17 protein-coding genes are annotated in these 22,960 nt (G+C 72.1%); 6 read left to right on the forward strand and 11 right to left on the reverse strand.

From position 1 onward, the window contains the following. Positions 1-20: 20 nt before the first annotated feature. The 3 genes from AB0A95_RS11070 to AB0A95_RS11080 are packed head-to-tail and all read right to left on the reverse strand — an operon-like array spanning position 21 to position 5,655. Complete coding sequence (locus AB0A95_RS11070) at positions 21-2,888, reverse strand: FAD-binding and (Fe-S)-binding domain-containing protein (protein WP_357555519.1); 2,868 nt, start codon at positions 2,886-2,888, stop codon at positions 21-23. 23 nt (positions 2,889-2,911) lie between these two features. Continuing rightward, a complete protein-coding gene (locus AB0A95_RS11075) occupies positions 2,912-4,087 on the reverse strand; it encodes an anhydro-N-acetylmuramic acid kinase (protein WP_357555520.1) in 1,176 nt (391 codons plus the stop codon). 8 nt (positions 4,088-4,095) lie between these two features. After that, positions 4,096-5,655: a sodium:solute symporter gene (locus AB0A95_RS11080; protein ID WP_357555521.1), complete on the reverse strand. Its 1,560-nt coding sequence runs from the start codon at positions 5,653-5,655 to the stop codon at positions 4,096-4,098. Between the two features lie 264 nt (positions 5,656-5,919). Between AB0A95_RS11080 and murQ the strand changes: the two genes are divergently transcribed. After that, the gene (murQ, locus tag AB0A95_RS11085; RefSeq protein ID WP_357555522.1) at positions 5,920-6,813 is read left to right on the forward strand and encodes an N-acetylmuramic acid 6-phosphate etherase; all 894 of its coding nucleotides are present in this window, start codon (positions 5,920-5,922) and stop codon (positions 6,811-6,813) included. A 94-nt stretch (positions 6,814-6,907) separates the two neighbouring features. Here the strand turns inward: murQ and AB0A95_RS11090 are convergent, their stop codons facing one another. From AB0A95_RS11090 to AB0A95_RS11100, 3 genes are all read right to left on the reverse strand, one after another. Continuing rightward, positions 6,908-7,186, reverse strand: coding sequence for a hypothetical protein (locus tag AB0A95_RS11090; protein ID WP_357555523.1), 279 nt, complete (start codon positions 7,184-7,186; stop codon positions 6,908-6,910). 13 nt (positions 7,187-7,199) lie between these two features. Further along, positions 7,200-7,979: a hypothetical protein gene (locus AB0A95_RS11095; RefSeq protein WP_357555524.1), complete on the reverse strand. Its 780-nt coding sequence runs from the start codon at positions 7,977-7,979 to the stop codon at positions 7,200-7,202. A gap of 203 nt (positions 7,980-8,182) precedes the next feature. Then, positions 8,183-9,421 (reverse strand): MFS transporter, encoded by a 1,239-nt coding sequence (locus tag AB0A95_RS11100; RefSeq protein ID WP_357555525.1) that lies wholly within the window; start codon positions 9,419-9,421, stop codon positions 8,183-8,185. Positions 9,422-9,580: 159 nt separating this feature from the next. On the opposite strand from AB0A95_RS11100, the gene AB0A95_RS11105 reads away from it, so the two are divergent. Then, positions 9,581-10,846, forward strand: coding sequence for a PHB depolymerase family esterase (locus AB0A95_RS11105; RefSeq protein WP_357555526.1), 1,266 nt, complete (start codon positions 9,581-9,583; stop codon positions 10,844-10,846). Positions 10,847-11,063: 217 nt separating this feature from the next. Here the strand turns inward: AB0A95_RS11105 and AB0A95_RS11110 are convergent, their stop codons facing one another. Genes AB0A95_RS11110 through AB0A95_RS11120 form a run of 3 tightly spaced genes read right to left on the reverse strand, consistent with a single transcriptional unit; the run spans position 11,064 to position 13,889 of the window. Then, on the reverse strand, positions 11,064-11,801 hold the full coding sequence (locus AB0A95_RS11110; RefSeq protein ID WP_357555527.1) for a phosphotransferase: 738 nt from the start codon (positions 11,799-11,801) through the stop codon (positions 11,064-11,066). A 58-nt stretch (positions 11,802-11,859) separates the two neighbouring features. Continuing rightward, positions 11,860-12,519 carry a response regulator transcription factor gene (locus tag AB0A95_RS11115; RefSeq protein WP_357555528.1) on the reverse strand — a complete coding sequence of 220 codons (660 nt, stop codon included), beginning with the start codon at positions 12,517-12,519 and terminating at the stop codon, positions 11,860-11,862. Continuing rightward, a complete protein-coding gene (locus AB0A95_RS11120; protein ID WP_357555529.1) occupies positions 12,516-13,889 on the reverse strand; it encodes a histidine kinase in 1,374 nt (457 codons plus the stop codon). Before AB0A95_RS11120 ends, AB0A95_RS11115 begins: the two co-directional genes overlap by 4 nt. Positions 13,890-14,094: 205 nt before the next feature. Here AB0A95_RS11120 and AB0A95_RS11125 point away from each other — a divergent pair, with 205 nt between their 5' ends. After that, positions 14,095-14,787, forward strand: a complete 693-nt coding sequence (locus AB0A95_RS11125) for an ABC transporter ATP-binding protein (protein ID WP_357555530.1) — start codon at positions 14,095-14,097, stop codon at positions 14,785-14,787. Beyond that, complete coding sequence (locus AB0A95_RS11130; RefSeq protein ID WP_357555531.1) at positions 14,784-17,177, forward strand: FtsX-like permease family protein; 2,394 nt, start codon at positions 14,784-14,786, stop codon at positions 17,175-17,177. Before AB0A95_RS11125 ends, AB0A95_RS11130 begins: the two co-directional genes overlap by 4 nt. 58 nt (positions 17,178-17,235) lie before the next feature. Here AB0A95_RS11130 and AB0A95_RS11135 read toward each other — a convergent pair whose 3' ends face one another. Further along, positions 17,236-17,991, reverse strand: a complete 756-nt coding sequence (locus AB0A95_RS11135) for an MBL fold metallo-hydrolase (protein WP_357555532.1) — start codon at positions 17,989-17,991, stop codon at positions 17,236-17,238. A 113-nt stretch (positions 17,992-18,104) separates the two neighbouring features. Next, entirely contained in the window at positions 18,105-19,517 is a 1,413-nt protein-coding gene (locus AB0A95_RS11140) for an acyl-CoA synthetase (RefSeq protein WP_357555612.1), read from the reverse strand. A gap of 318 nt (positions 19,518-19,835) precedes the next feature. On the opposite strand from AB0A95_RS11140, the gene rph reads away from it, so the two are divergent. Both rph and AB0A95_RS11150 read left to right on the forward strand, forming a co-directional pair. Further along, a complete protein-coding gene (rph, locus tag AB0A95_RS11145) occupies positions 19,836-22,436 on the forward strand; it encodes a rifamycin-inactivating phosphotransferase (protein WP_357555533.1) in 2,601 nt (866 codons plus the stop codon). A gap of 50 nt (positions 22,437-22,486) precedes the next feature. Next, positions 22,487-22,957 carry a VOC family protein gene (locus AB0A95_RS11150; RefSeq protein WP_357555534.1) on the forward strand — a complete coding sequence of 157 codons (471 nt, stop codon included), beginning with the start codon at positions 22,487-22,489 and terminating at the stop codon, positions 22,955-22,957. Positions 22,958-22,960: the final 3 nt, after the last annotated feature.

The raw sequence follows: 22,960 nt of genomic DNA on the forward strand, positions 1-22,960 counted from the left end.
GCTGACGCCCCTCCGCACGGCTACACCTGCGGCTCGACCGCCTCGACGAGGACCTGGAGCACGTGCCGGTACGGCTGTCCGGTGGCCCGGCTCATGCCCATCTCGCAGGTGCGGTTGCAGGAGGCGTACGCGTCGTGGTGGCGCTCGTTGACCTCGGCGGCCTGGGCGGCGGTGGCGCCGGCGGTGACCTCGGGGTGCAGCAGCCCCCGGTCGCCGGCGAAGGCGCAGCACCCCCAGCTGTCCGGCACTGTCACGGTGTCGGCGACCGCCTGGGCCACGGTGCGCAGGTCGTCGCTGCCGCCCAGGTGCACTGTGGAGCAGGTGGGATGCAGGGCCAACGAGCCCAGCCGCCGGGGCTGCGGCAGCGCCGGCAGGAGGTGTTCGGCGGTGAATGTCACGCTGTCGACGAAGCGCAGGGCGTCGTACCGTGCCCGGTCCTCCTCGGCCAGCGCGGCGGTCAGCTGGGTCAGCCCGTGCGTGCAGGACGACGCGTCGCACACGACGGGCAGGCGGCCCTCGTCGCTGGCCTCCCACAGCGCGGCCAGGGTCCGTTCGGCCATCTCGCGGTGACCGGCGGGGTAACCCTTGGACTGCCACGGCGTGCCGCAGCACAGGCCCGCCGTGGCGGCCGGCACGACGACCGGCACGCCGGCCAGCTCGCACAGGCGCAGGAACGCCGCAGCCGCGCCGCCGGACTCGCCGTCGTCCGGTGCGAAGAGGCTACCGACGCAGGCCGCGAAGAACACCGCCTGGGCGTCCGGCGCGCTGCGGGGTCGGGGGCGGGGAGCGCCGGCGCGCGGCATGTCGTCGCTCCACCGGGGTACGAGTTCGGTGGCGCCGAGTCCACGGATCACCCCGGTGGCGGCCCGGGTCAGCGGCGTCGGCACGGCGTGCGCGGCGGTCAGCCCGACCCGGACGCCGGTCACGGCGCCCTTCCAGTGCCTGGCGACACCGCGGGCGGTGCGCTGGGCGGCGGGGCTGTGTCGCTCGGCGCGCAGCCGCTTCATGGCCGCGCCGGTGTCGATGCCGACCGGGCAGGCGGTGACGCAGAGGCTGTCCGCGGCGCAGCTGTCCACCGCGGCGTACGCGTAGTCGGCGGTCAGCTCCCGGCGGCGCTCCTCGTCGCCGGCGGCGGTGGCGAGGGCGATCTGTCGTTGCAGGACGATGCGTTGCCGGGGCGTGGTGGTCACGTCGGCGGTGGGGCAGACCGGCTCGCAGTAGCCGCACTCGACGCAGGCGTCCAGCTCGGGGTTGACGGTCGGGACGGCCTTGAGCTGCCGCAGGTGCACGGTGGGGTCGTCGTTGAGCAGCACACCGGGGTTGAGCAGGCCGCTCGGGTCGCACAGCCGTTTGAGGTCGCGCATCACGTCGTACAGTTCGTCGCCGTACTGGCGGCGGACGAAGGGTGCCATCGCCCGGCCGGTGCCGTGCTCGGCCTTGAGGGTGCCCCCCTCGGCGAGCACGAGGTCGACCATGTCCTCGGTGAACCGGGCGTAGCGGTCGATCTCGGCAGGTGTGTCGAAGGACTGGGTCAGCATGAAGTGCAGGTTGCCGTCGCGGGCGTGCCCGAAGATCACCGCGTCCGGGTAGCCGTGCCTGTCGAACAGGCCGATCAGCCCGTCGCAGGTGCCGGTCAGGCGCGGCATCGGCACCGCGATGTCCTCCAGCAGGGCGGTGGTGCCGGGCGTGCGGGCGCCGGCGACAGCCGTGTAGAGGCCCTTGCGCAGGTGCCAGAGCTTGGCCCGTTCGCGCGGGTCGCGGGTCAGTTCGGTGCCGGTGACGGCGGGCAGCCGGTCGAGCACACCTCGGGCGTCGGCAAGCGTCGCGGCCAGCCGCTCCGCGCTGTCCTCGGTGAACTCCACGAGCAGCGCGGCGTGCCCGGTCACCGTCAGGCCGCGCAGGGCCGCGCTGGCGTCCGGGTCGCGCTGGCTGACCCGCAGCGCGGCCGCGTCGAGCAGTTCGGCGGTACGCGCACCGGCGGCGAGCAGGGCGGGCAGCGCGTCGGTGGCGGCGCTGAGACCGGGCAGGATCAGCAGCCCGGTGGCGGCGTGCCGGTGGATCTCGACGGTCCGGAAGACGGCCTCGGCCACGAAGCCGAGAGTGCCCTCGCTGCCGATCATCAGGTGGGCGAGCATGTCGGCCGGGCTGTCGTGGTCGAGCAGGGAGTTCAGCCCGTACCCCATGGTGTTCTTCATCGCGAACAGCCGCTCGATCGTGGCGCGCGACCCCGGCGTGGAGCGCACCCGGTCGCGCAGCCGCAGCAGCCCGGCGTGCAGCTCCGGCTCGTCGGCCCGCAGCCGGTCGTCGGCGTCGCGGGCGGCGGAGTCGACGACGGTGCCGGACGGCAGCACGAAGCGCAGCGACTCCATGGTGCGGTACGCGTTGTCGGTGGTGCCGCAGGTCATCCCGCTGGAGTTGTTGGCCACCATGCCACCCACGGTGCAGGCGGCCTCGCTGGCCGGGTCCGGGCCGAGCCGGCGTCCGTGGCGGGCCAGTCGGGCGTTGGCCTGCCGGATCGTCAGGCCCGGCTGGAGCCGGATGCGGCGGCCGTCGTCCAGCACCTCGGCGTGCCGCCAGTCGGTCCGGACGTCGACGAGCACGCCCGCGCCGCCGGCCTGCCCGGCGAGGCTGGTGCCGCCGCCGCGCAGGGTCAGCGGAACGCCGGCCTCCCGGGCGCCCGCCATCAGCGCCCCCACCTCCGCCGCTGAGGCGGCGCGCACCACGGCCTGCGGCTCGAACAGGTACGGCGAGGCGTCGTGCGCCGCCGCCAGCCTGCGGGGCAGGTCGCCGCTGGCCCGGCTCGGGTCATCGAGGCGCGAGCGCAGCAGGTCGGCGACCTCGCGGGCGCGGACGCCGGCCGTGGTCGGCGGGGGTAGGACGGTGCTCATGGCGGATCCTCCCGGGAGGGTGGTCAGTCGGCGACGATCTGCAACCGGTCCGGAGCGGTGTCGACAGGCGCCGGCAGCCGCAGCGGCTGGCGACCGGGGGTGATGCTGCCGAGCACCGAGGCGTGCCGCGCGCCGGTGCCCGAGGGCAGCGTGCCCGGCAGCCCGTGCACTGTCAGGTAGCCCAGCAGCGCGAAGGCCAGCGCCTCCTTGGCGTCCGACGCCACGCCCAGGTCGTCGCTCGACGACAGGTCGACGCCCGGCAACTCCTCGGCGATCATGCGCAGCAGCGTCGGGTTGTGCGCGCCGCCGCCGGAGACGACGAGTCGGGTGACGCCGTGCTCACGGCAGGCGTCGGCCACCGTGACCGCAGTCAGCCGGGTGAGCGTGGCCAGCACGTCGTTCGGCTCCGGCGTGGGCGCGTCGGCGAGGGCGGCGAGCAGGTACGGCCCGTGGAACAGCTCCTTGCCGGTGCTCTTCGGGCCGGGCTGCCGGTAGTACGGCTCGTCGAGCAGCCGCCGCAGCAGGGCCTGGTCCACCTGCCCGGCCGCCGCCCCGCGCCCGTCCCGGTCGTACTCCTCGGTGCCGCCGCTGAAGTGGCGCACGGCGGCGTCGAGGAGCGCGTTGGCCGGGCCGGTGTCGTACGCGAGCGGGTCCGCGTCCGGCGCGACGACAGTGATGTTGGCGATGCCACCCAGGTTCAGCGCGGCGGGGACGCCGGGCAGACCACGCAGCAGCAGCGCGTCGAACAGGGCGACCAGGGGAGCGCCCTGGCCACCCGCGGCGACGTCGCGGGTGCGCAGGTCGGCCACGACCGGGAGGCCGGTGGCCTCCGCGATCCAGGCCGGCTGACCCAGTTGCAGGGTGCCCCGGACCACACCACAGTCGACCCAGTGGTGCATGGTCTGCCCGTGCGAGACGACAAGGTCGGCGTCTGCGCCGCACAGTTCCGCGAGCGCCCGCGCGCCGGCCTCGGCGAAGGCCTGGCCGATGCCGGTGTCCAACACCGTGATCGCCTCGGTGGTGGTCGGCGCGGGCGGCAGGGCGGCGGCGATCCGGGTGCGCAGCTTGTCGGGGTACGGGTGGCTGAGCCGGCCCAGTGGCCGCATCCGCAGGGTGTCGCCGCTGATGTCGAACTCGGCGGCGGCGGCTTCGATGCCGTCGTAGGAGGTGCCGGACATCAGGCCGATGACACGCATCATGTTCTCCCTCATGCCCGGCCGGCGGGCTCTGCCGCGTCGTCGATCTCGTCGGCGCGTCCATGGTCGTAGGGAGTCGCCGGGGCCGCGTGGAACCGGCTCGACACCGCGCCGACCAGCAGGGTGATCAGGACTCCGATCGGCACCAGCCACTGCGCGGCGATGGCGGTGGGGACGGTGTGCCCGGCCGTCGTGACGTCGATCTTGACGTAGCGGACGATGTAGGTCATCACCGCCACCGTGACCAGGAAGGCGACGAACGCGTCGACCTGGTTGGCCCGGCTGACCAGGCGGCCGAGCAGGAAGGCCCCGAGCAGCGCGCCGTAGGTGTAGCCGGCGATGGTCAGGCCGGTCAGGTAGACGTTGCCGGTGCTGGAGCTGAACGCGCAGGCGAAGACCGCCATCAACACCGCCCAGACCAGTGTCATCACCCGGGCGAGCCGCAGCATCGTGTCGTCGGAGGGCACCTTGCGGAAGAAGCTGTGGATGAAGTCGGCGACGGTGGAGTTGGACATCGAGTTCAGCGCCGACGACAGCGACCCCATCGCGGCGCCGAGGATGCCGGCGACCAGCAGGCCCGAGATGCCCACCGGCAGGGCGTGCAGGATGAAGCTCGGGTAGAGGTTGTCGCTGCTGTTCAGGCCGAGTTCCTTGAAGGTCTGACCCTTGTTGTACGACCACAGCAGCGCGCCGACCAGGGAGAACGCCGCGAACTGGATGACCACGAAGATGCCCGAGGAGATCATCGCCTGCTGTCCCTCGCGCAGCGTGCGGGTGGACAGGATGCGCTGGACGATCAGCTGGTCCGACCCGTGGCTGGCCATTGCGAAGATCGCGCCACCGATGATCGCGGTCGGCAGGGCGAACGGGCTGGTGAGCACGTGCGCGAGGTCGAGGTTGGTGTCGAAGAGCTGGAACTTGCCGGCGTCCAGCGCCTGCGAGTAGCCGTCGAAGCCCACGGCGTGGCTGAGCACCGCGATGGCCAGGATCGCCCCGCCCAGGTACAGCCCCATCTGGATGGCGTCGGTCCAGATGACCGCCTTGATGCCGCCCAGGTAGGTGTAGATCACCGTGATCAGGGTCAGGACGATGATGATCGCCTGATAGCCGACATTCAGCCCAAACTCGTCGAGGAGCAGCTTGATCGGGATGGCCGAGGCGAACAGCCGCACCCCCTCGGCGAGCAGGCGGGTGAAGACGAACGTGACAGACGCCAGGCCCTGGAGTTTCAGGCCGAACCGCTCACCGAGGTACTGGTAGGCGCTCACGAAACCGCCCCGCTTGTAGAGCGGGATGAGCACCGCGGCCACGACGACCCGTCCGATCACGTAACCCAGGGCCAGTTCGACGTTGCCGAACCCCTGCCCGCTGTAGGCGCCACCCGGCACGCTGATCACGGTCAGGACGCTGGTCTCGGTGGCGACAACGGAGAACGAGACGGTCCACCACGGCAGCCGGCCCTCGCCCACGAAGTAGTCCTTCGCGGACTTCTGCTTGCCGGACAGGCGTAGTCCGACATAGGCGATCACCACGAGGTACAGCACGATCACGACAAGGTCGAGTTGACGCACGGCTCGCTCCCAACCAGGAGTTGTCAATAAGTGACGCATGTCTAGCGTATCGCGAAACTTTTTGCCAGTCCCCGCCCGGGCTGGCTACGCTGTGGTCCCGGCCTGCGGATACGGGGGACACGGGGCCCAGCGCAACGGCCCATATCCCACGGTTCCGTCCAGGCTGGCACGGTCGGAACGGCGTGTCGCGGACGTGGCGCTCGACGAGCCGCTGCCCGTCGTCCGACCGGCGACTGAACACCAGCGAGAGGAACGAGTAACCCCGTGGACCTCAGCACCCTCGGCACCGAGACCCGCAACGACAAGACCAGCGACCTCGACCTGATGTCCCCCACCGAGCTGCTCCTCGCCATGAACGACGAGGACCAGACGGTGGCCCAGGCGGTCCGCCGGGCCGTGCCGGACATCGCGGCCGCCGTCGACGTCGTCGTGGCATCGCTGCGCCAGGGCGGGCGGTTGATCTATGTCGGTGCCGGCACCAGCGGCCGGATCGGCATGCTCGACGCCGTCGAGATCCCACCCACCTTCGGTACGTCGCCCGACCGGGTTCTCGGCCTGCTCGCCGGAGGAGCGCGAGCCTTCGGTGTCGCCGTCGAGGGCGCCGAGGACGACCCGAACCGTGCCGTCGCCGACCTCGACGCGGTCGGCCTGACCGCCCGCGACACTGTGGTCGGGCTCGCCGCCAGTGGCCGTACGCCCTATGTGGTGGGTGGGCTGGAGCACGCCCGCGCGCTCGGCGCGTCGACAGTCTCGGTGGCCTGCAACTCCGACGCGGTGATCAGTCGGTACGCCGACGTCGCCATCGAGGTGCCCACCGGGCCCGAGGTGCTCACCGGCTCCACCCGGCTTAAGGCCGGCACCGCCGAGAAGCTCGTCTGCAACATGCTCTCGACCGCCACGATGGCCCGGCTCGGCAAGGTCTACGGCAACCTGATGGTGGACATGAACGCCACGAACGAGAAGCTCGTCGACCGGGCGCGGCGGATCGTCGCCGAGGCCGCCGACACCGATCTCGACAGCGCCGCGCGGGCGCTCGCGGCGGCGAACGGGCACGCCAAGACGGCAATCGTGCTGCTGCTCGCGAACTGCACCGCCGAGGAGGCCGCCGCCCGGCTGCGCGCCGCCGACGACGACGTCCGGGCGGCGGTCGCGGCCTGATCGTCCCGCCGCGGCCCGTGCCGCCCTCGGCGATCCGGCTCGATCGAGAGTCGACGAAGCGCCCCGTCCGACCCGGACGGGGCGCTTCGTCGTGTCAGCCGAGCCTCGGGTAGGAAACCGTTCGGTCCCCGTCGGCGCCGGTCGCGGCGGCCAGCTCGATCCGGGGGGACCGGTCCGGCGGTAGGTGGGCATGGTCGGCGATGACCACGACGTCCACCTCCCCGTCGATCATGGCCTGCTCGACGGTCTCCCACGATGCCCGCAGTATTCCCGCGAATCGGTACGAGTGTCGGCGAAGGTGCGCAAGACACGTCGCGACGGCGGGTTCCGCCGGCTCGATGTGGGCGGGAATCCAGATGACAGCTATCTCCATGTCGCTCTCCTGATCAACGTCGTGGACGCGAGTGGGTGATCAGGAGTTGCCGTGGCGGTGGGGGACCCCGCTCCACAGGTCGACCGGCAGCGCGCCTGTCGACGGCGGTGACGGTGCGCCCTGGGCCCAGCGGCGCGCTGGGCGGCGAAGCCTCAGCTGTCGACGAGGGCGCATCGGTGCCACCGGTGCTGGCACCGGTGGAAGCCGACGCGAGGGCCAGCACGAGCGCCGGTGGCCCCGACGCGGGACGGGCGGGTGGCGGGGGCGGCTCGCCGGTGACCGCCGTCGTCGGCCCCCGTGCCCGACCCGGTGTCCGGCCGGCGGAGGTGCCGGGCACGACGCGGGACATCGTCGCCGGCACGGGCGTCGACGGCGCCGGTCGCGAGGCAGCGCCTGCCGCCACGGAGGCCGGGTTCGACGGTGTGGGCGTGGCCCGCGGCGATGACGACGGCGACGGACGGGCCGACCGCGCCGGCACGGCGGTGGAGGGATCGACCGGCAGAGGAACGGCCGACGGCAGAGGAACGGCCGACGGCAGGGGGACGGCCGACGGCAGGTGGACGACCGACGGCAGGGGGAGTGCGGTCGGCAACGGCAGGGGGACGGACAGTTGCACCTCGACGAGGTCGGGCACCCGCACGGTGATGGTGGGTGGCGAGGTGCTGACCTCCACCGGCTGGAGGCTCGTCGGCAACGGTAGCGGCGTGTCGGCGTGGGCGGGGTTGCCGCCCAGGGCCGCGCCGAGCGCCGCGGCCCCGAACGCCGCCGCGGGAAGGCTGTGTCTCAGCCGCATCAGACGGAGACCACCGACAGTTGCGCCGCACGCCCGGCCCGGCCCGATTCACCGGTGGGCTGCCGCTTGCCGAGCGGTTGCCCGGCGCGTTCTGCCGTTCCCTCCATCTGCGGGTTCTTGCCCCGGGAATCCCCGGGCTACACCTTCTGTCGATGTCTGGGTGGTTGGCTCACGCGTCCGACCTGGACGCGTGCGCCGGCGGATCACACCCGGGCTTCGGCGGGTGCCGGGGCGGGGTCGAGGGGCAGGTCGCGCATCCGGCGGATCGGGGTCGACAGATAGATGATCGGGGAGAGCACGGTGAGCGCGCCGAAGATCAGCAGGGTCGTGCGGGCGCCGAGCGGCCCGGCCAGGACGCCGGCGAGCAGGCCGCCAAGCGGAATGGCGCCCCAGGAGACGAACTTGACAGTGGCGATCACCCGCGACAGAAGCTCCGGTGGGCTGGCGAGCATCCGGTAGGTGCGGGTGGTCACGCTGAGCACCACTGTGGAGCCGGCGAAGACGAGGTTCCCGACGGCGAAGGCGAGGTAGGCGGCGGTGCCGGTGCCCAGCGGGATGATGAGCGCGCCGGCCACGCCGACGAAGGCCGAGATGATCAGACCGCGTGCGGTGCCGACCCGATGGGTGAAGCGGGTGGTCAGCGCTGCGCCGATGAGCGTGCCCAACCCGTCGGCGGCGAGCAGCAGCCCGACCAGGAGCGGCGATGTGTGCAGCTCGCGCACCAGATAGAACGGAAAGAGGGCGAGCATGGCGCCGTTGACGAAGTTCGTCGCCGTCGCGTCCCACATGGCCGGTCCGATGATCGGGTGTCGCAACACGTAGTGCCAGCCCTCGCGGATCATCGTGACCATCGGTGGCCGCTGGTCCGGTTGCCGCACCTGCCGGGCCGGCAGGGTGCGCAGCAGCACCGCGGAGACCAGATAGCTGACGGCGTCCACGAGCAGCGTCGGCACCGCACCCAACAGTTGCACCGCGAGCCCGCCCAGGGACGGCCCGCCGAGCTGGGTGGCGGCGTGCGTGCCGGAGTTGAGACTGTTGCGCGCCTGCAACTGGGCGGCCGGCACGATCTCCGGCAGGAAGGTCTGGTTCGCCACGTCGAACAGCACGTTGGCGAAGCTCACGACCAGGGCGACCGCGATCAGGTGGGTCACCGTCAGGGCGTCGTACCACCAGGCCAGGGGGACCGACGCGACGGCGAGGGCCCGGACCAGATCCAGGGCGACCTGCATGCCGCGCAGCGGCACGCGCTGCACGATCACCCCCGCCGGCAGACTGATCAGGAGGTACGCGAGGTAGCCGGCCGCCGTGATCAGACCCATGTCGAACGCCGACGCGTCCAGCACGACAAGCGCGGTCAGGGGCAGGGCCACTCCGCCGACCGCCGAGCCGAGGTGGCTGGTCGTGCTGGCCACCCACCAGCGCCAGAACGCGGTAAGTTCCATAATGGAACTCAATATAGCGGTGGAGGTGCGAACGGGTCGACCCCGTGCCGCGGCGGCGCGGCCGAGCACCCGCCGGTGGTGACGGTTGCCAGCGGATCACGGCGGCGTTACGTTGGGATCTCATCGACGCACGTCTACGTCGCAACGTACGGGGGCCGCATGTCCACGCCTGTCAGTCGTCGCACCGCTCTGGCCGGTGGGGCCGGTGCCGCCATCGGCCTGGCCCTGCCCGGCCTCGCCGCCCACGCCGGTGGCCGCCATCCCACCACAGTGAGCTTCACCCTCGACGCGACAACACTGGACGGCGGTGAGCAGGTCACCTCGGTCACCCTCGACACCCGCCGGCTCGGGCCGATCGATCCGGCCGGGCTGACCCCCGGCACGTTCAGCGTGCACGCCAAGGCCACCAGCCCGCTCCCGATCGCTCCCGGCGACCAGATCTTCAGCGAGTACGACCTGGACCGTACGGTGACCGCGGCCCGCCTCGACCGGCACGGCAACATCGTGCTGGAGCTGAGCCACGCCGAAGGTCAACCCGGCGGTGGCACCCTCGGCTACATCCTGAGCAAGGGCCGCAACGTCCGGCTGGACCTCGCCTACACCATCACGCAGAACACCCCGATCGCGCGACGCCACGGCTCGCCGGTCACCATCACCCGCTTCGTGCAGAGACGACTGTCGAACCCCGAGGTGGACGCCTTCACCCACCACGTCTCGGGCTCGGGCATGAAATACCGGCTGTTCTCCCCCGACCACTCGCCCCGGCACGGTCGGCGGCCGCTGATCGTCTGGCTGCACGGCGCCGGCGAGGGCGCCTCGTTGCCCGACGACTACTACGACAACGAGACCACACTGCGCGCCAACCGGGGAGCGCTCGGCTTCGCCACTGCGCAGGCGCAGCGGATCTTCTCCGGCGCGTACGTCGTCGCTCCGCAGAGCACCTCCTACTGGATGGAGGACGGCCCCCGCTTCGCCCCGCTGATCCGCGAGATCATCCAGGACCTGGTCCGCCGCGAGCGCGTCGACAGCGACCGCATCTACGTTGTCGGTTGCAGCAACGGCGGCTACATGTCCCTGGAGATGACAGTCACCTATCCCGACCTGTTCGCCGCGTCGGTGCCGATCTGCGGTGTCGTCGAGCCGCTCGACGGGCAGGGCCCGCCGCTGATCACCGACGCGGAGCTGGCGAGGATCCACACCCCGACCTGGCTGGTCACCTCGCGCGACGACGACACAGTGCCACCGGAGACCAACTCGATCCACGCCCACGACCTCATCCCGGGATCGCTGATCAGCCTGTACGACCACGTCGTCTGGAACGGCTACCAGTTCCCCGGCCACTGGTCCTGGATCTACGTGGCCCGCAACGACCCGAGCCTCAACGGCACCCACATCTGGCAGTGGATGGCCCGACACCGTCGGTGAGCGCAGGGCGGCGGTGCCGGCCGACGCGTCGGCGTCGACCTGTTGCACGCCCGAGCAGCGACGGCGAACCGGGCGGCGTCCCGGCGGGGACGGACAGCGAGCGGGCCGGGAAACATGACAGTGCCGCTGCGCCCAGGTTGCGGTCACAGTGTTGGCGTTAACATCGACGTGTGTCAAGGAGATCTGGGCATGACCTGCACTGTCCGGTCTGCCGGCCTCACATCCGGGCTCTCAGCACGTCGACCTCGCAGCCGGGCGCGGAGGGGTCGAAGCCGTGTTCGACAAGCCACCGCACCGCCCGCAGGCTGCGCAGGGACCACCACGCGCGAATCACGTCCAGGTCGACGTCGGTGCCGTAACCGGCCACGACGTCGTCCAGGTGCTCCTCGTGCCCGAGCGTCAGACTGGCGAGGTCGTACAGGGCATCGCCCTGGCTCGCCTCGGACCAGTCGACCACGCCGGTCACCTCGTCCCCGTCGACGAAGACGTGGGTGATCTGGAGGTCGCCGTGCGCGAACACCGGTGTCCACGGTCGGAGCGCGGCTTCGGCGATCCGGCGGTTGCGGGTGACCAGACCGGCGGGAAGGACACCGTTCCTGACGAGCAACTCGCACTCGCCGTCGAGGTGCGCGGCGATCTCGTCGACGCTTCGACCGGGCCAGGGCGGCAACGGCGCGTCATGCAGCATCCGTACTGCGGCACCCGCCGCCGTCCACGCCGCCGCCGACGCGGTCGACGGTTCGCCGAGCCGGCCGAGCGCCGTGCCGGGCAGGGCGGCGAGCGCGAGTACGGGCGGCCTGCGCCACAGCACCTCCGGCGTCGGGATCGGTGCCATCGCCATCGCCGCGACCTCGACATCGGTGCGCCGCTGATCGGCGTCGATCTTCAGAAACACCGCACCGACGCGCAGGGTGACGCGCTCGTGATGGGCGACGACGACCTCGACCTCCTCCATGCGAACCATTGTCGCGGGGGTGGCCACCGCCGTCGCCGGATTTCGGGCCGGACCGCGGTCAGGGGGCGACCAGGCCGGTCCGGTACGCGACGACGACGGCCTGGACCCGGTCGCGCAGGCCCAGCTTGGCCAGGATCCGGGCGACGTGCGTCTTCACTGTCGCCTCCGACAGGTGCAGGCGGCCGGCGAGCTCGGCGTTGCTCAGGCCGTGGGCCAGCAGGCCCAGCACCTCCAGCTCACGCGGGGTCAGGGCGGACAGGTCCCGGTGGGTGGTCGGTGGGTCGGTGTCGCGCTGGGCGAACCGTTGCACCAGCCGCCGGGTGATCGTCGGCGCCAGCAGCGCGTCGCCGGAGCGGACCAGCCGGACCGCGCCCACCAGATGCTCCGGGGTGACGTCCTTGAGGAGGAAGCCGCTGGCTCCCGCGGTCAGTGCCGCGTACACGTACTGGTCCAGGTCGAAGGTCGTGAGCATGATGACGCGTGGCGCCTCGCCAACGCCGGCGAGGATCTGGCGGGCGGCCGCGAGACCGTCCAGGTCGGGCATCCGGATGTCCATCAGGACCACGTCGGGTCGGTGCCGGTGGACCGCGTCGACCGCCTCGACCCCGGTCGTCGCCTCGGCGACCACGTCGATCCCGTCGGCGGTCAGGATCATCCGGAACCCGGCCCGGACCAACGCCTGGTCGTCAGCGACCACCACCCGCAGTGGTGCGGTCATGCCTCGCCCCCCAACGGTGCGCCCGTCCGGTCGTCGCCCGCGACGCCGTCGACCACGACATTCTCCATCGGGATCAGGGCCTGGACACGGTACCCGCCGGTGAGTCGTGGACCCGCTGCGAGCGTGCCACCGTAGACCGCGAGCCGCTCGCGCAGACCGATCAGCCCCCGTCCGGTGCCGGTGGTCACGCCGGCTCGGCCGCCGGTGTCGGTGACCTCGACGCGCAGGTGCTCCCCGCCGTACTCGACGAGCACGCGGACGGATGCGCCGGCGGCGTGTCTGACGGCGTTCGTCAACGCCTCCTGCACCAGCCGGTAGACGGTCAGCTCGACGCCCGACGGCAGTGGCCCCCGCTGCCCGCCTACGACGAGTTCGACAGCGACCCCGGAGTCGCGTACCCGCTGCACCAGCGCGTCCAGCCCGTCGAGGCCGGGCTGCGGCGTCAGCTCGGTACCGCCCTCCTGCCCGAGAACGTCGTCGTCCATGGTGAGCAGACCCATCACGTGCCGCAGCTCGGTCATCGCCGCCCGGCCGCCGGCTTCGACAGCGAGCAGCGCCGCCCGGGCGTCCTCGGGTCTGGACTCCATCACCTTGCGGGCCGCGCCGGCCTGGATCACCATCACGCTCACGTTGTGGGTCACCACGTCGTGCAGCTCCCGGGCGATCCGGGCCCGTTCGACCTCCGTCGCCCGGCGCAGCGCCTCGACCTGCTCGTGCTCCATGGCCACCATCCGCGCCCGGCCCTCGTCGGCGTGCTCCTTCCACCGGCGTAGCCCGTCGGCCGCCACCGCGATCGGCAGCAGGATCAGGAACGGCACGGCGCTGTCGGACACCGAGCTGGCGTCCGACTGCAACCCGGCGTGCAGGAACGCGGCCGCCGGCAGGCTGGCCAACGCCACGATCTTGTACGGGCTGAAGACAGCGGCGCTGTAGCCGGCCACCACGCAGGCGAAGAAGGACAGCCGCAGCGCGGCCGGATTGTCGTCGACCAGCCCGGCGCTCGCCAGCACCACCCAGAGCGTCCCCAACGGGTACCGGCGGCGGAACACCAACGGAAGCACGACGAGCAGGAGCAGCGCCGCCGTCCAGTCGGTGCCGTCGTCCTCGACCGGCAGGAAGGGTGGCCACACCGGGTCGGGTGGCACCGGCGGACCACCCCGCCAGACCTCACCCCGATCGAACTCGACCCGGTACGGCCTCGGCCCGTCCGCGTCACCCGTACCCGCCTGGATCGCGAGGAGACCGAGCCCGAGCGCCAACAGCGCGTCGAACAGCTGCCCCCGGCGCGACAACGGCGGCAGCTGGCCGACCGGACGAGCCAGGGACCGGAGGTACGACCACAGCCGGTTCACCATCGCACGCCCCGTCATCGGTTCATTCTCGGTGCCGACCGCGCCGATGCCTATCCGCCTGGCGAGCGGTGTCGCTACATCGCACGCCTACCTCGCAGGGATGACGCCGCCACCGCTCATCCCGACGCGGTACCGAAGATGCCTCCCGCTGCCGATGTGTCCGACTCGTCCCCGCCCCTAGCGTCAGCCTCGCCAGCTCACGACCACCTGAGGAGACGGGGACATGACCGCACCGCTTATCGAGTTGCACGAGGTGACACGCCGGTACGACGAAGGGCCACCGGCGCTGCGTGCGGTGTCGTTGAGTGTCGCGCCCGGCGAGGCGGTGGCGATCCTCGGCCCGTCCGGCAGCGGCAAGTCGACGATGCTGAACCTGGTGGCCGGGCTGGACCGGCCGAGCACCGGCACTGTCACCGTCGACGGGGTGCGGGTGGACCAGCTCGGCGAGGCGGCCTCCGCCCGATACCGGAGGGCCCGGATCGGCCTGGTGTTCCAGTTCTTCAACCTCCTCGACGACCTGACCGTCGCCGACAACGTCATGCTGCCGGCACAGCTGGCCGGGATGGGCCGTGGCACCGCCCAGCGGCGGGCGGCCGAGCTGCTCGGCCGGCTCGGCGTCGACCGACACGCCGGCGCGTACCCCGGGCGGCTCTCCGGCGGTGAACGGCAGCGGGTCGCCGTCGCCCGCGCACTGATGAACAGGCCGCCGCTGCTGCTGGCCGACGAGCCGACCGGGGCGCTGGACACCGCCTCCGGCGAGGAGGTCATGCGGCTGCTGACCGAGCTGCACGCCGACGGCCAGACCATCGTCGTGGTCACCCACGACCTGGTTCTCGCCGAGCGGTGCGCGACCCGGACCGTCGCGCTCCTGGACGGACAGATCGCCGCCGACTCCGCCCTGGAGCGGGCCCGATGAGCGCGCTGGCTCGGGTCGTCCGCGCCGGGGTCGGGCGGCGACGCGTACAGACTGTGGTGATCGGTCTGGTCGTGATGATCGCGGTGACCTCGGCCGTCCTCGGCGGTTCGCTGATGGTGGCCTCCCGGGGACCCTTCGACCGGGCCTTCGGCCAGCAGCAGGGCGCCCACCTCGCCGCCCAGTTCGACGCGGACGCGGTCACCGAGGCGCAGGTCGCCGTCTCCGCGAGCGCCGCCGGGGTCGCCGGGTCGGCGGGCCCGTTCCCGACCGCGGAGCTGAACCTGACCAGCCCGACGGGTAACCCGATGCCGCCGCTGACCGTCGTCGGGCGTGCCGACCCGGGCGGCGCGGTCGACCGGGTCGACGTCGTCGACGGCCGGTGGGCGACCGGCCCGGGGGAGATCGTGCTGGCCACGGGGGAGCACCTGCGCTTTCCACCGCAGGCGCTCGGCCAGCGGTGGACGGTGTCCGACGCGCCGGGCAGCCCGTCGGTGACAGTCGTCGGTCTGGCCCGGTCGGTAAGTCAGACCGCCGACGCCTGGACCACCCCGGCGCAGCTCGCGGCCTGGACCGGCCCCGACGGCCCCCGCGCCTACCAGATGCTCTACCGCCTCACCGAGGCCGGCACCGCCGCCCAGGTCCAGGCCGGTCGGACCGCGGTACAGGCGTCCGTCCCCGCCGGCGCGCTCGACAGCGCCGTGTCGTGGCTCGACGTCCGCCGGGAGGCGACCGGCGAGACAGTTCTGCTGGTGCCGTTCCTGATCGCCTTCGGCATGCTGGGTGTGGTCATGGCGGTGCTGATCATCGGCAACGTCATCGCCGGCGCGGTCTCCACCGCCACCCGCCGGATCGGCATCCTCAAGGCGCTCGGCTTCACGCCGACCCAGGTGGTCCGGGCGTACGTGGGGCAGGCGCTCATCCCCGCCACTGTCGGTGCGGCGCTCGGTGTGGTCGCCGGCAACCTCCTGACCGTGCCGATCCTCGCCCAGACCGATCGGATCTACGGTACGGCCGACAACGGGGTCGCGCTCTGGGTCGACGCGGTCGTGGCCGGCGGCGCGCTCACCCTCGTGGCGGTGACCGCCCTGGCCGCCGCGGCCCGGGCGGGCCGGTTGCGCAGCGTCGACGCGCTCGCCGTCGGGCGTACTCCCCGGCCCGGCCGCGGTCGGTGGGCGGCCCGCCTGACCAGCCGGCTGCCCGTCTCCCGACCGGTGACGCTCGGCCTGGCCCACCCCTTCGCCCGACCGGTACGAGCGGTGAGCGTCGTCGCCGCGATCGCGTTCGGCGCGGCGGCTGTCACCTTCGCGGTCGGTCTCGGTACGTCGCTGAACCGGATCCAGGAGGTCGAGGACATCGCCGACGTCCAGGTCGGGCAGCCGCACCGGATGCCGCCGGGCGGCCCGCCGCCGGGTGCGGGGCAACCGCCGGGGCCGGGACCGCGACCGGGTCCGGTGCAGCCGCGGCCGTTCGCCGACCCGGCGGCGATCGAGCGGGCGATCGCCGACCAGGCGGGCACCGACGGGTACCTGGGCATGGCCCACAGCGAGATCACCGCCGGGGGGATCACCGGCGAGCTGGAGGCGGTCGCGGTCACCGGGCCGGACGCGGCGCGCTACTACCGGATGGTGTCGGGGACCTGGCTGACCGGCCCGGCGCAGATCGTCGTCTCGACGCCGTTCCTCACGGCGGCCGGAAAAGGGGTCGGTGACCGCATCGTGCTGACCGACAAGGGCGTCGACATCCCCGTCACGATCGTCGGTGAGGCGTTCAACACCGACGACGACGGCATGCAGGTCGTCACCGACGTCGCCACCCTGCGGGCGGCCGAGCCGGAGCTGGCGCCGTCGATGTACTACGTCACTGTGGAGTCCGGCACCGACGCCAGGGCGTACGCCACGGCGTTGACGGTGACCCTGGACCCGCTCGGCGCGGTGGCCGACGGCCTCAGTCACGAGCCCGACGAGATGATCATCATCATCAACGCGCTGACCGGGCTGCTCAGCCTCCTGCTGATGGTCGTCGCCGGCCTCGGCGTGCTGAACACGGTGGTCCTGGAGACCCGGGAACGCGTCCACGACCTGGGCGTGCACAAGGCGCTCGGGATGACACCCCGGCAGACCACGGCGATGGTCATCGCCTCGGTCGTGGTCACCGGCCTGGTCGGCGGCGCGGCCGGCGCGGGGGTCGGCATGCTGCTGCAACGCACTGTCATCACCGAGATGGCGAGCAGCGTGGGCTTCCGCCTGCCGGACGCGGTGCTGGACGTGTACGGCTCGGTCGACCTGCTGCTCCTCGGTCTCGGCGGGCTGGTCATCGCCGTGGTCGGCGCCCTGCTGCCGGCCGGCTGGGCGGCGAGGACCCGGGTCGCTGTGGCGCTGCGAACCGAGTGACGAGAAGGAACCGCCGCTCACGGGGTTGCCCGTGAGCGGCGGTCGCCCGCGCCGAAGCTCAGATGGTCGCCGAGTCGCCGGGGCGCAGGTCGACGAGCAGGTGTCCCAGGCCCGCCTCCGTGAAGGCGCGCTCGACGTCGTCGGCGTCCTGGGTGTAGTGCGCCCAGCCGTGCTGGTGGACCGGGACCACCGCCCGGACGCCGAGCAGGGCCGCCGCGCGTGCCGCCAGCTCCGCCGTCAGGGTGAGGAACCCATCGCCGCGTGCCGCGATGTAGGCAGCGCCCAGGTTGAGGATCGCGATCTCGATCGCCGGGAACCGCTCCGCGATCACCGCCACGACGTCCACCGACGCGTTGTCACCGCTGACGTAGACCGTCGGCCAGCCACCGGCCTCCAGCACGAACCCGATCACCGGCCCGTTGACCACACCGATCTCCGGCGTACCGTGCAGCGCCGGCACCGCGGTGACCCGCAGGTCGCCGACGTCGGCGTGCGCGAACGGTCGAAGACCGACCGCACCGGGGCCGAGCTTCGGTGCGCCCGCCGCCGTGGTGAGCACCCGCCGGGCCTGCCGCGCGTACTCCCGCCCGGAGATGTCGAGATTGTCGAGGTGGTGCTCGTGCGACACGAGCACCAGGTCGACCTGACCGAGGTCCTCGGGCGAGACGCTCGGACCGACCAGCTTGGTCGCGGTGACAGTGCCGTAGTGGTACGTCTGCGGATCGTCGAAGGTCGGATCCAACACGACGCGCGAGCCCGCGTAGTCGAGGACGGCCGTCGGCCCGCCGATGGCGCGAACGGTCAACTCGTTCATGGTGCTCTCCCTGGTCGCCGGTGGCACCCGCGGTCGTCCGCGCGAGGTCCGCGAGTCGGCGTTCCCACTTTTCGGCCGGGAACGCCTCGATCTCACGGCGGCCGGTGGGGGGATCAGTCCGCCCGGAGTCGGCTCTTCTGCACCTTGCCCAGAGCGTTTCGCGGCAGGGCCTCGACAAGCCGCACCTGCCGGGGACGCTTGTGTGTCGACAACTGGCGGGCCACGAACTCGATCAGATCCGCCTCGTCGAGCGCGTCACCAACGACGTACGCCGTCACCTGTTGGCCGAGGTCAGGGTGGGGAGTCCCCACCACCGCGGCCTCCCGGACGCCGGGATGCGCCAGCAGCGCGTCCTCCACCTCCCCGGCGCCGATCCGGTAACCGCCGCTCTTGATCAGGTCGGTGGCTGCCCGGCCGACGATGCGATGCCAGCCGTCCGGGCCGATCGTGGCCACGTCACCGGTGCGGAACCACCCGTCCGTGGTGCGGGTGGCCGCGTCCGCGTCGGGCCGGTTCAGGTATCCGTCGAAGAGGGTCGGGCCGCACACCTCAAGCTCGCCCATCGCGACCCCGTCGGTGGGCATCGAGCGGCCCTGCTCGTCGACGACCCGGGTGCGTACCCCCGGCAACGGCACACCGACGGCGCCCGGGCGGCGGGGGCCGTCGGCGGTGGCGCTCACCGTGATCAACGTTTCGGTCATCCCGTAGCGTTCGACGATCTGGTGGCCGGTGAGCCGGGTCAGGTCGGCGAAGACGGTCGCGGGCAGAGCCGCGCTGCCCGACACCAGCAGCCGCGCGGCGCGCAGGGCCCGGGCCGAGGTCTCGTCGGCGGCGATCCGGGACCAGATGGTGGGGACGCCGAAATAGAGGGAGCCGGCCGCCGCCGCGTACCGCTGGGGGCGGGGTTGGCCCACGTGGTGCAGCCGGCTGCCCACGCGCAGGGGGCCGAGCACCCCGAGCACCAGCCCGTGTACGTGGAACAGCGGCAGGCCGTGCACGAGCAGGTCGTCCGGCGTCCACTGCCAGGCCGCGGCGAGCCCGTCGAGGCAGGCGGCGATGGCGCGTCGGGAGATCGTCACGCCCTTCGGCGCGCCGGTGGTGCCGCTGGTGTAGAGGATCAGCGCGATGCCGGCCGGATCCGGCTCCGGGTGGCTGGTGTCCGATCGTCGCGCCAGGTCGACCGGAATCGTCGGCAGCCCGTCGGATGCCTCGCGGCGCTCCGCGTCGGCCGGCACGAGCATCGCACCGGGCGCCGAGTCGCGCAGGATGTGCTCCCGTTCCATCGGGCCGGCGTCCGGTGGCACCGGGATCACCGCCGATCCGGCCAGCAGCGCGCCGACGACGCCGACCACTGTGTGCAGGCTGGCGGTCGCGTCGATGGCGACACGCTCCACACCGCGCAGGTCGTCGGCCACCGCGCCGGCGAGCCGCCGCAACTCCACCCACGACGTCGCCCGGTCGTCGATCCGGATCGCATCCGGGTGCTCGTCGGTCGACGCGAGCAGCCAACTCAGCAGCACAGGCAGGTGCCCCTTCTCGTCGTACCCCGCGGCGCGTCACCGGCGCACGACGGCCGGCCCCGCTGCGGGTCGTCGGGGGGCAAAAGCAAAAGGCAAGGAGATCAGACTCCCTGCCACTTCTAACTTATACCGCACCGGGGGGCTTGCGGCAAGGCCCGGGTCATGCCGCAGAATCGGCGGCCGAACGCGGCGTCGACACAGAAAACGGGGGCCCGACGTGGGTGTGTGTTCGTTGTACGGGGGACGCGGCCACCGCGATCCGCGGATGAAAGTGGCGGTGCGGCTGTCCGCGACCGCGGCCACGGCTACCCGGGAGGTGGGGCAATGATCGAGCAGTACGTGTTGGATCTTCGCGAGGTTGACGAGTCCCAGGTGGCGCTCGTCGGCGGCAAGGCCGCGAACCTGGGCGGGCTGTCCCGGATCGACGGCATCAGCGTGCCGGCTGGCTTCTGCGTGACGACCGCCGCCTTCCGGCGGATCCTGGCGGACGCACCGGCGATCGACGATCCGCTCGATCGGCTGTCGCGCCTGAGCCCGGATGACCGGGAGGCGATCCGTGCGCTCAGCGCGGAGGTCCGCCGGAGCATCGAGGGGACCCCCATCCCCGGCGATCTCGCCGCGGCGGTCACCCGTCCGCTCGCCGTGCTCGGCGAGCGATCCGCCTACGCCGTGCGATCCAGCGCGACGGCAGAGGACATGCCGACCGCCTCCTTCGCCGGTCAACAGGACACCTACCTGAACGTCCTGGGCCCGGCGGCGATCCTCGCGCACGTCAGTCGGTGCTGGGCGTCGCTGTTCACCGAACGGGCCGTGACCTACCGCCTGCGCAACGGCTTCGACCACCGCAGGGTCGGCATGGCCGTGGTCGTACAGCAGATGGTCTTCCCGCAGTCGGCCGGAGTCCTGTTCACGGCCGATCCCGTCACCGGCAACCGGAAGATCGCCACAGTGGACGCGAGCTTCGGCCTCGGCGAGGCCCTGGTCTCCGGCCGGGTGAACCCTGACGTGATCAGGGTGCGCGACGGTGCGGTCATCGCCAGGACGGTCGCCGCCAAGCGGGTCGCCGTGCACGCCCTGCCGGCCGGCGGGACGCGGGAGGTGAGTGTCGATCCACAGCGGCAGGAGCAGCCGGCGCTCACTGATGCGCAGGTCGTGCGACTCGTGCGGCTCGGGCGACGGATCGAGGCGCATTTCGGTAGGCCACAGGACATCGAATGGTGCCTGGTCGACGATGATTTCCAGATCGTGCAGAGCCGGCCGATCACCACGCTCTTCCCCATCCCCACCGTCCGCGACACGGAGAACCACGTCTACCTCTCCGTCGGTCACCAGCAGATGATGACCGACCCCATGAGGCCGCTGGGGCTCTCCATGTGGCAGCTGACGGCCATGGCGCCGATGCTTGAGGCCGGCGGGAGACTGTTCGTCGACGCCACCCGGATCCTGTCCTCGCCCGCGAGCCGGGCCGGCTTTCTGAAGATGGCGGATCGGACCGACCCGCTGACCAGGGACGCGCTGGAGACGGTCCTGGAGCGCCCCGACTTCGTCGCGGCGCTCGCGAACAGCGGTCCCGCCGGCCCGCCGTCTCGCGGTGCGTCCGCCCCGATCGAAACCGATCCGGCCATCGTCACCCAACTGGTCGAGCGCAGCGCCGCGGCCATCGCCGCCCTGCGGCACGACATCGCGGCGTTGAGTGGCCCGGCGCTGTTCGACTTCCTGCTGAAGGCCTTCGCCGAGCACAAGCGCGACCTCGGCGATCCGTTGAGCATGCAGGCGATCATGGCGGGGATGGAGGCCACCTGGTGGCTCAACGACCGGCTGGGGGAGTGGTTGGGCGAGAGGAACGCCGCAGACATCCTCACGCTGTCCGCCCCCGGCAACGTCACGTCGGAGATGGGGCTCGCGCTGCTCGACGTCGCGGACGTGATCCGTCCGCATCCGGAGGTGGTGGCGTTCCTGCGGGGCGTCCAGGACGACGGCTTCCTGGACGAGCTGCCGAAGCTCGCGGGCGGGCCCGAGGCGCGCGACGCCATCGAGGCATACCTCGACCGGTACGGCATGCGCTGCGTCGGCGAGATCGACATCACCAGGCCGCGGTGGCGCGAACGCCCCGCCACGCTCGTGCCGGTGCTCCTCGACAACGTCGCGAACTTCGAGCCGGGTGCCGCCCAGCGGCGCTTCGAGCAGGGGCGGCAGGAGGCGCGCAAGAAGGAGCAGGAGGTGTTGACGCGCCTGCGGGCACTGCCGGACGGTGAGCAGAAGGCCGACGAGACCAAGCGGATGATCGACCGCGTCCGGACCTTCGTCGGCTATCGGGAGTACCCGAAGTACGGCATCATCAGCCGCTACTTCGTCTACAAGCAGGCCCTGATGCGAGAGGCCGAGCGCCTCGTGCGGGCCAACGTGCTCCGGGACCGGGAGGACGTCTTCTACCTCACGTTCCAGGAGTTGCACGACGTCGTGCGCACGAACCAGGTGGTGGACGACGCGCTGATCCAGCGTCGCAGGGACGAGTTCCGGTCGTACCACGCGCTCACGCCGCCCCGGGTGCTGACCTCGGACGGCGAGGCCATCACCGGGGCGTACCGGCGCGACGACGCGCCGGCCGGCGCGCTGATCGGCCAACCGGTCTCCGCCGGGACCGTCGAGGGACGTGCCCGCGTCATCCTGGACCTGGCCCAGGCTCGTGTCGAACCGGGCGACATCCTCGTCACGGCCCACACCGACCCGAGCTGGACGCCTCTCTTCGTCGCCGTCGCGGGCCTGGTGACGGAGGTCGGCGGACAGATGACCCACGGCGCGGTGATCGCCCGGGAGTACGGACTGCCGGCCGTCGTCAGCGTGGTGGACGCCACCCGACTGATTGCCGACGGGCAGCGGATCCGCGTTCACGGCAGCGACGGGTACGTCGAGATCCTGTCGTGACCGGCCAGGCATCGGGGCGGCCGTCTGCCGGATCACGCCGGGCAGGGTCGGTGCGGACGACGAGGCCGTCCCTCTGGGGTGGAGGCACGGCGTCGGTCGAGCAGGTCCAGATCACCTTCGACTGCGCGGAGCCGGAGCGCGTCGCCCGTTTCTGGTGTGGTGTTGGGTTACCTCGTGCCGCCGCCGCCGAAGGGGTTTTCGCCACCTGGGACGACTTCGATCGGGCGCGGCCACCGGAGAAGCAGGGCTCGGCGTTCGCCTGCGCTGATCCCACCGGGGTGGGGCCGCGCCGGTACTTCCAGCGCGTTCCGGAGGGCAAGGTCGTCAAGAATCGGCTGCACCTGGACGTACGGGTGGGCACCGGCCTCGTCGGCGATGAGCGGCTGGCCGTACTGGAGGCCGAATGCGCGCGACTTGTCGCGCTCGGTGCGACACGCGTGCGGCTGCTCACCGCCGACGAGGACGACGAGTCGTGTCTCGTGATGCAGGACGTCGAGGGTAACGAGTTCTGCCTCGACTGAGCA

Origin of the sequence: Micromonospora sp. NPDC049230, assembly GCF_040647875.1 — a bacterium.
In the GTDB taxonomy this organism is placed as follows: Bacteria; Actinomycetota; Actinomycetes; order Mycobacteriales; family Micromonosporaceae; genus Micromonospora.

Bases quoted from the DNA above. Each gene is read 5' to 3' on its own strand.
- AB0A95_RS11070 (WP_357555519.1), bottom strand. From the start codon at position 2,888: ATGAGCACCGTCCTACCCCCGCCGACCACGGCCGGCGTCCGCGCCCGC.
- AB0A95_RS11075 (WP_357555520.1), bottom strand. From the start codon at position 4,087: ATGATGCGTGTCATCGGCCTGATGTCCGGCACCTCCTACGACGGCATC.
- AB0A95_RS11090 (WP_357555523.1), bottom strand. From the start codon at position 7,186: ATGGAGATAGCTGTCATCTGGATTCCCGCCCACATCGAGCCGGCGGAA.
- AB0A95_RS11095 (WP_357555524.1), bottom strand. From the start codon at position 7,979: ATGCGGCTGAGACACAGCCTTCCCGCGGCGGCGTTCGGGGCCGCGGCG.
- AB0A95_RS11100 (WP_357555525.1), bottom strand. From the start codon at position 9,421: ATGGAACTTACCGCGTTCTGGCGCTGGTGGGTGGCCAGCACGACCAGC.
- AB0A95_RS11105 (WP_357555526.1), top strand. From the start codon at position 9,581: ATGTCCACGCCTGTCAGTCGTCGCACCGCTCTGGCCGGTGGGGCCGGT.
- AB0A95_RS11110 (WP_357555527.1), bottom strand. From the start codon at position 11,801: ATGGAGGAGGTCGAGGTCGTCGTCGCCCATCACGAGCGCGTCACCCTG.
- AB0A95_RS11115 (WP_357555528.1), bottom strand. From the start codon at position 12,519: ATGACCGCACCACTGCGGGTGGTGGTCGCTGACGACCAGGCGTTGGTC.
- AB0A95_RS11120 (WP_357555529.1), bottom strand. From the start codon at position 13,889: ATGACGGGGCGTGCGATGGTGAACCGGCTGTGGTCGTACCTCCGGTCC.
- AB0A95_RS11125 (WP_357555530.1), top strand. From the start codon at position 14,095: ATGACCGCACCGCTTATCGAGTTGCACGAGGTGACACGCCGGTACGAC.
- AB0A95_RS11130 (WP_357555531.1), top strand. From the start codon at position 14,784: ATGAGCGCGCTGGCTCGGGTCGTCCGCGCCGGGGTCGGGCGGCGACGC.
- AB0A95_RS11135 (WP_357555532.1), bottom strand. From the start codon at position 17,991: ATGAACGAGTTGACCGTTCGCGCCATCGGCGGGCCGACGGCCGTCCTC.
- rph (WP_357555533.1), top strand. From the start codon at position 19,836: ATGATCGAGCAGTACGTGTTGGATCTTCGCGAGGTTGACGAGTCCCAG.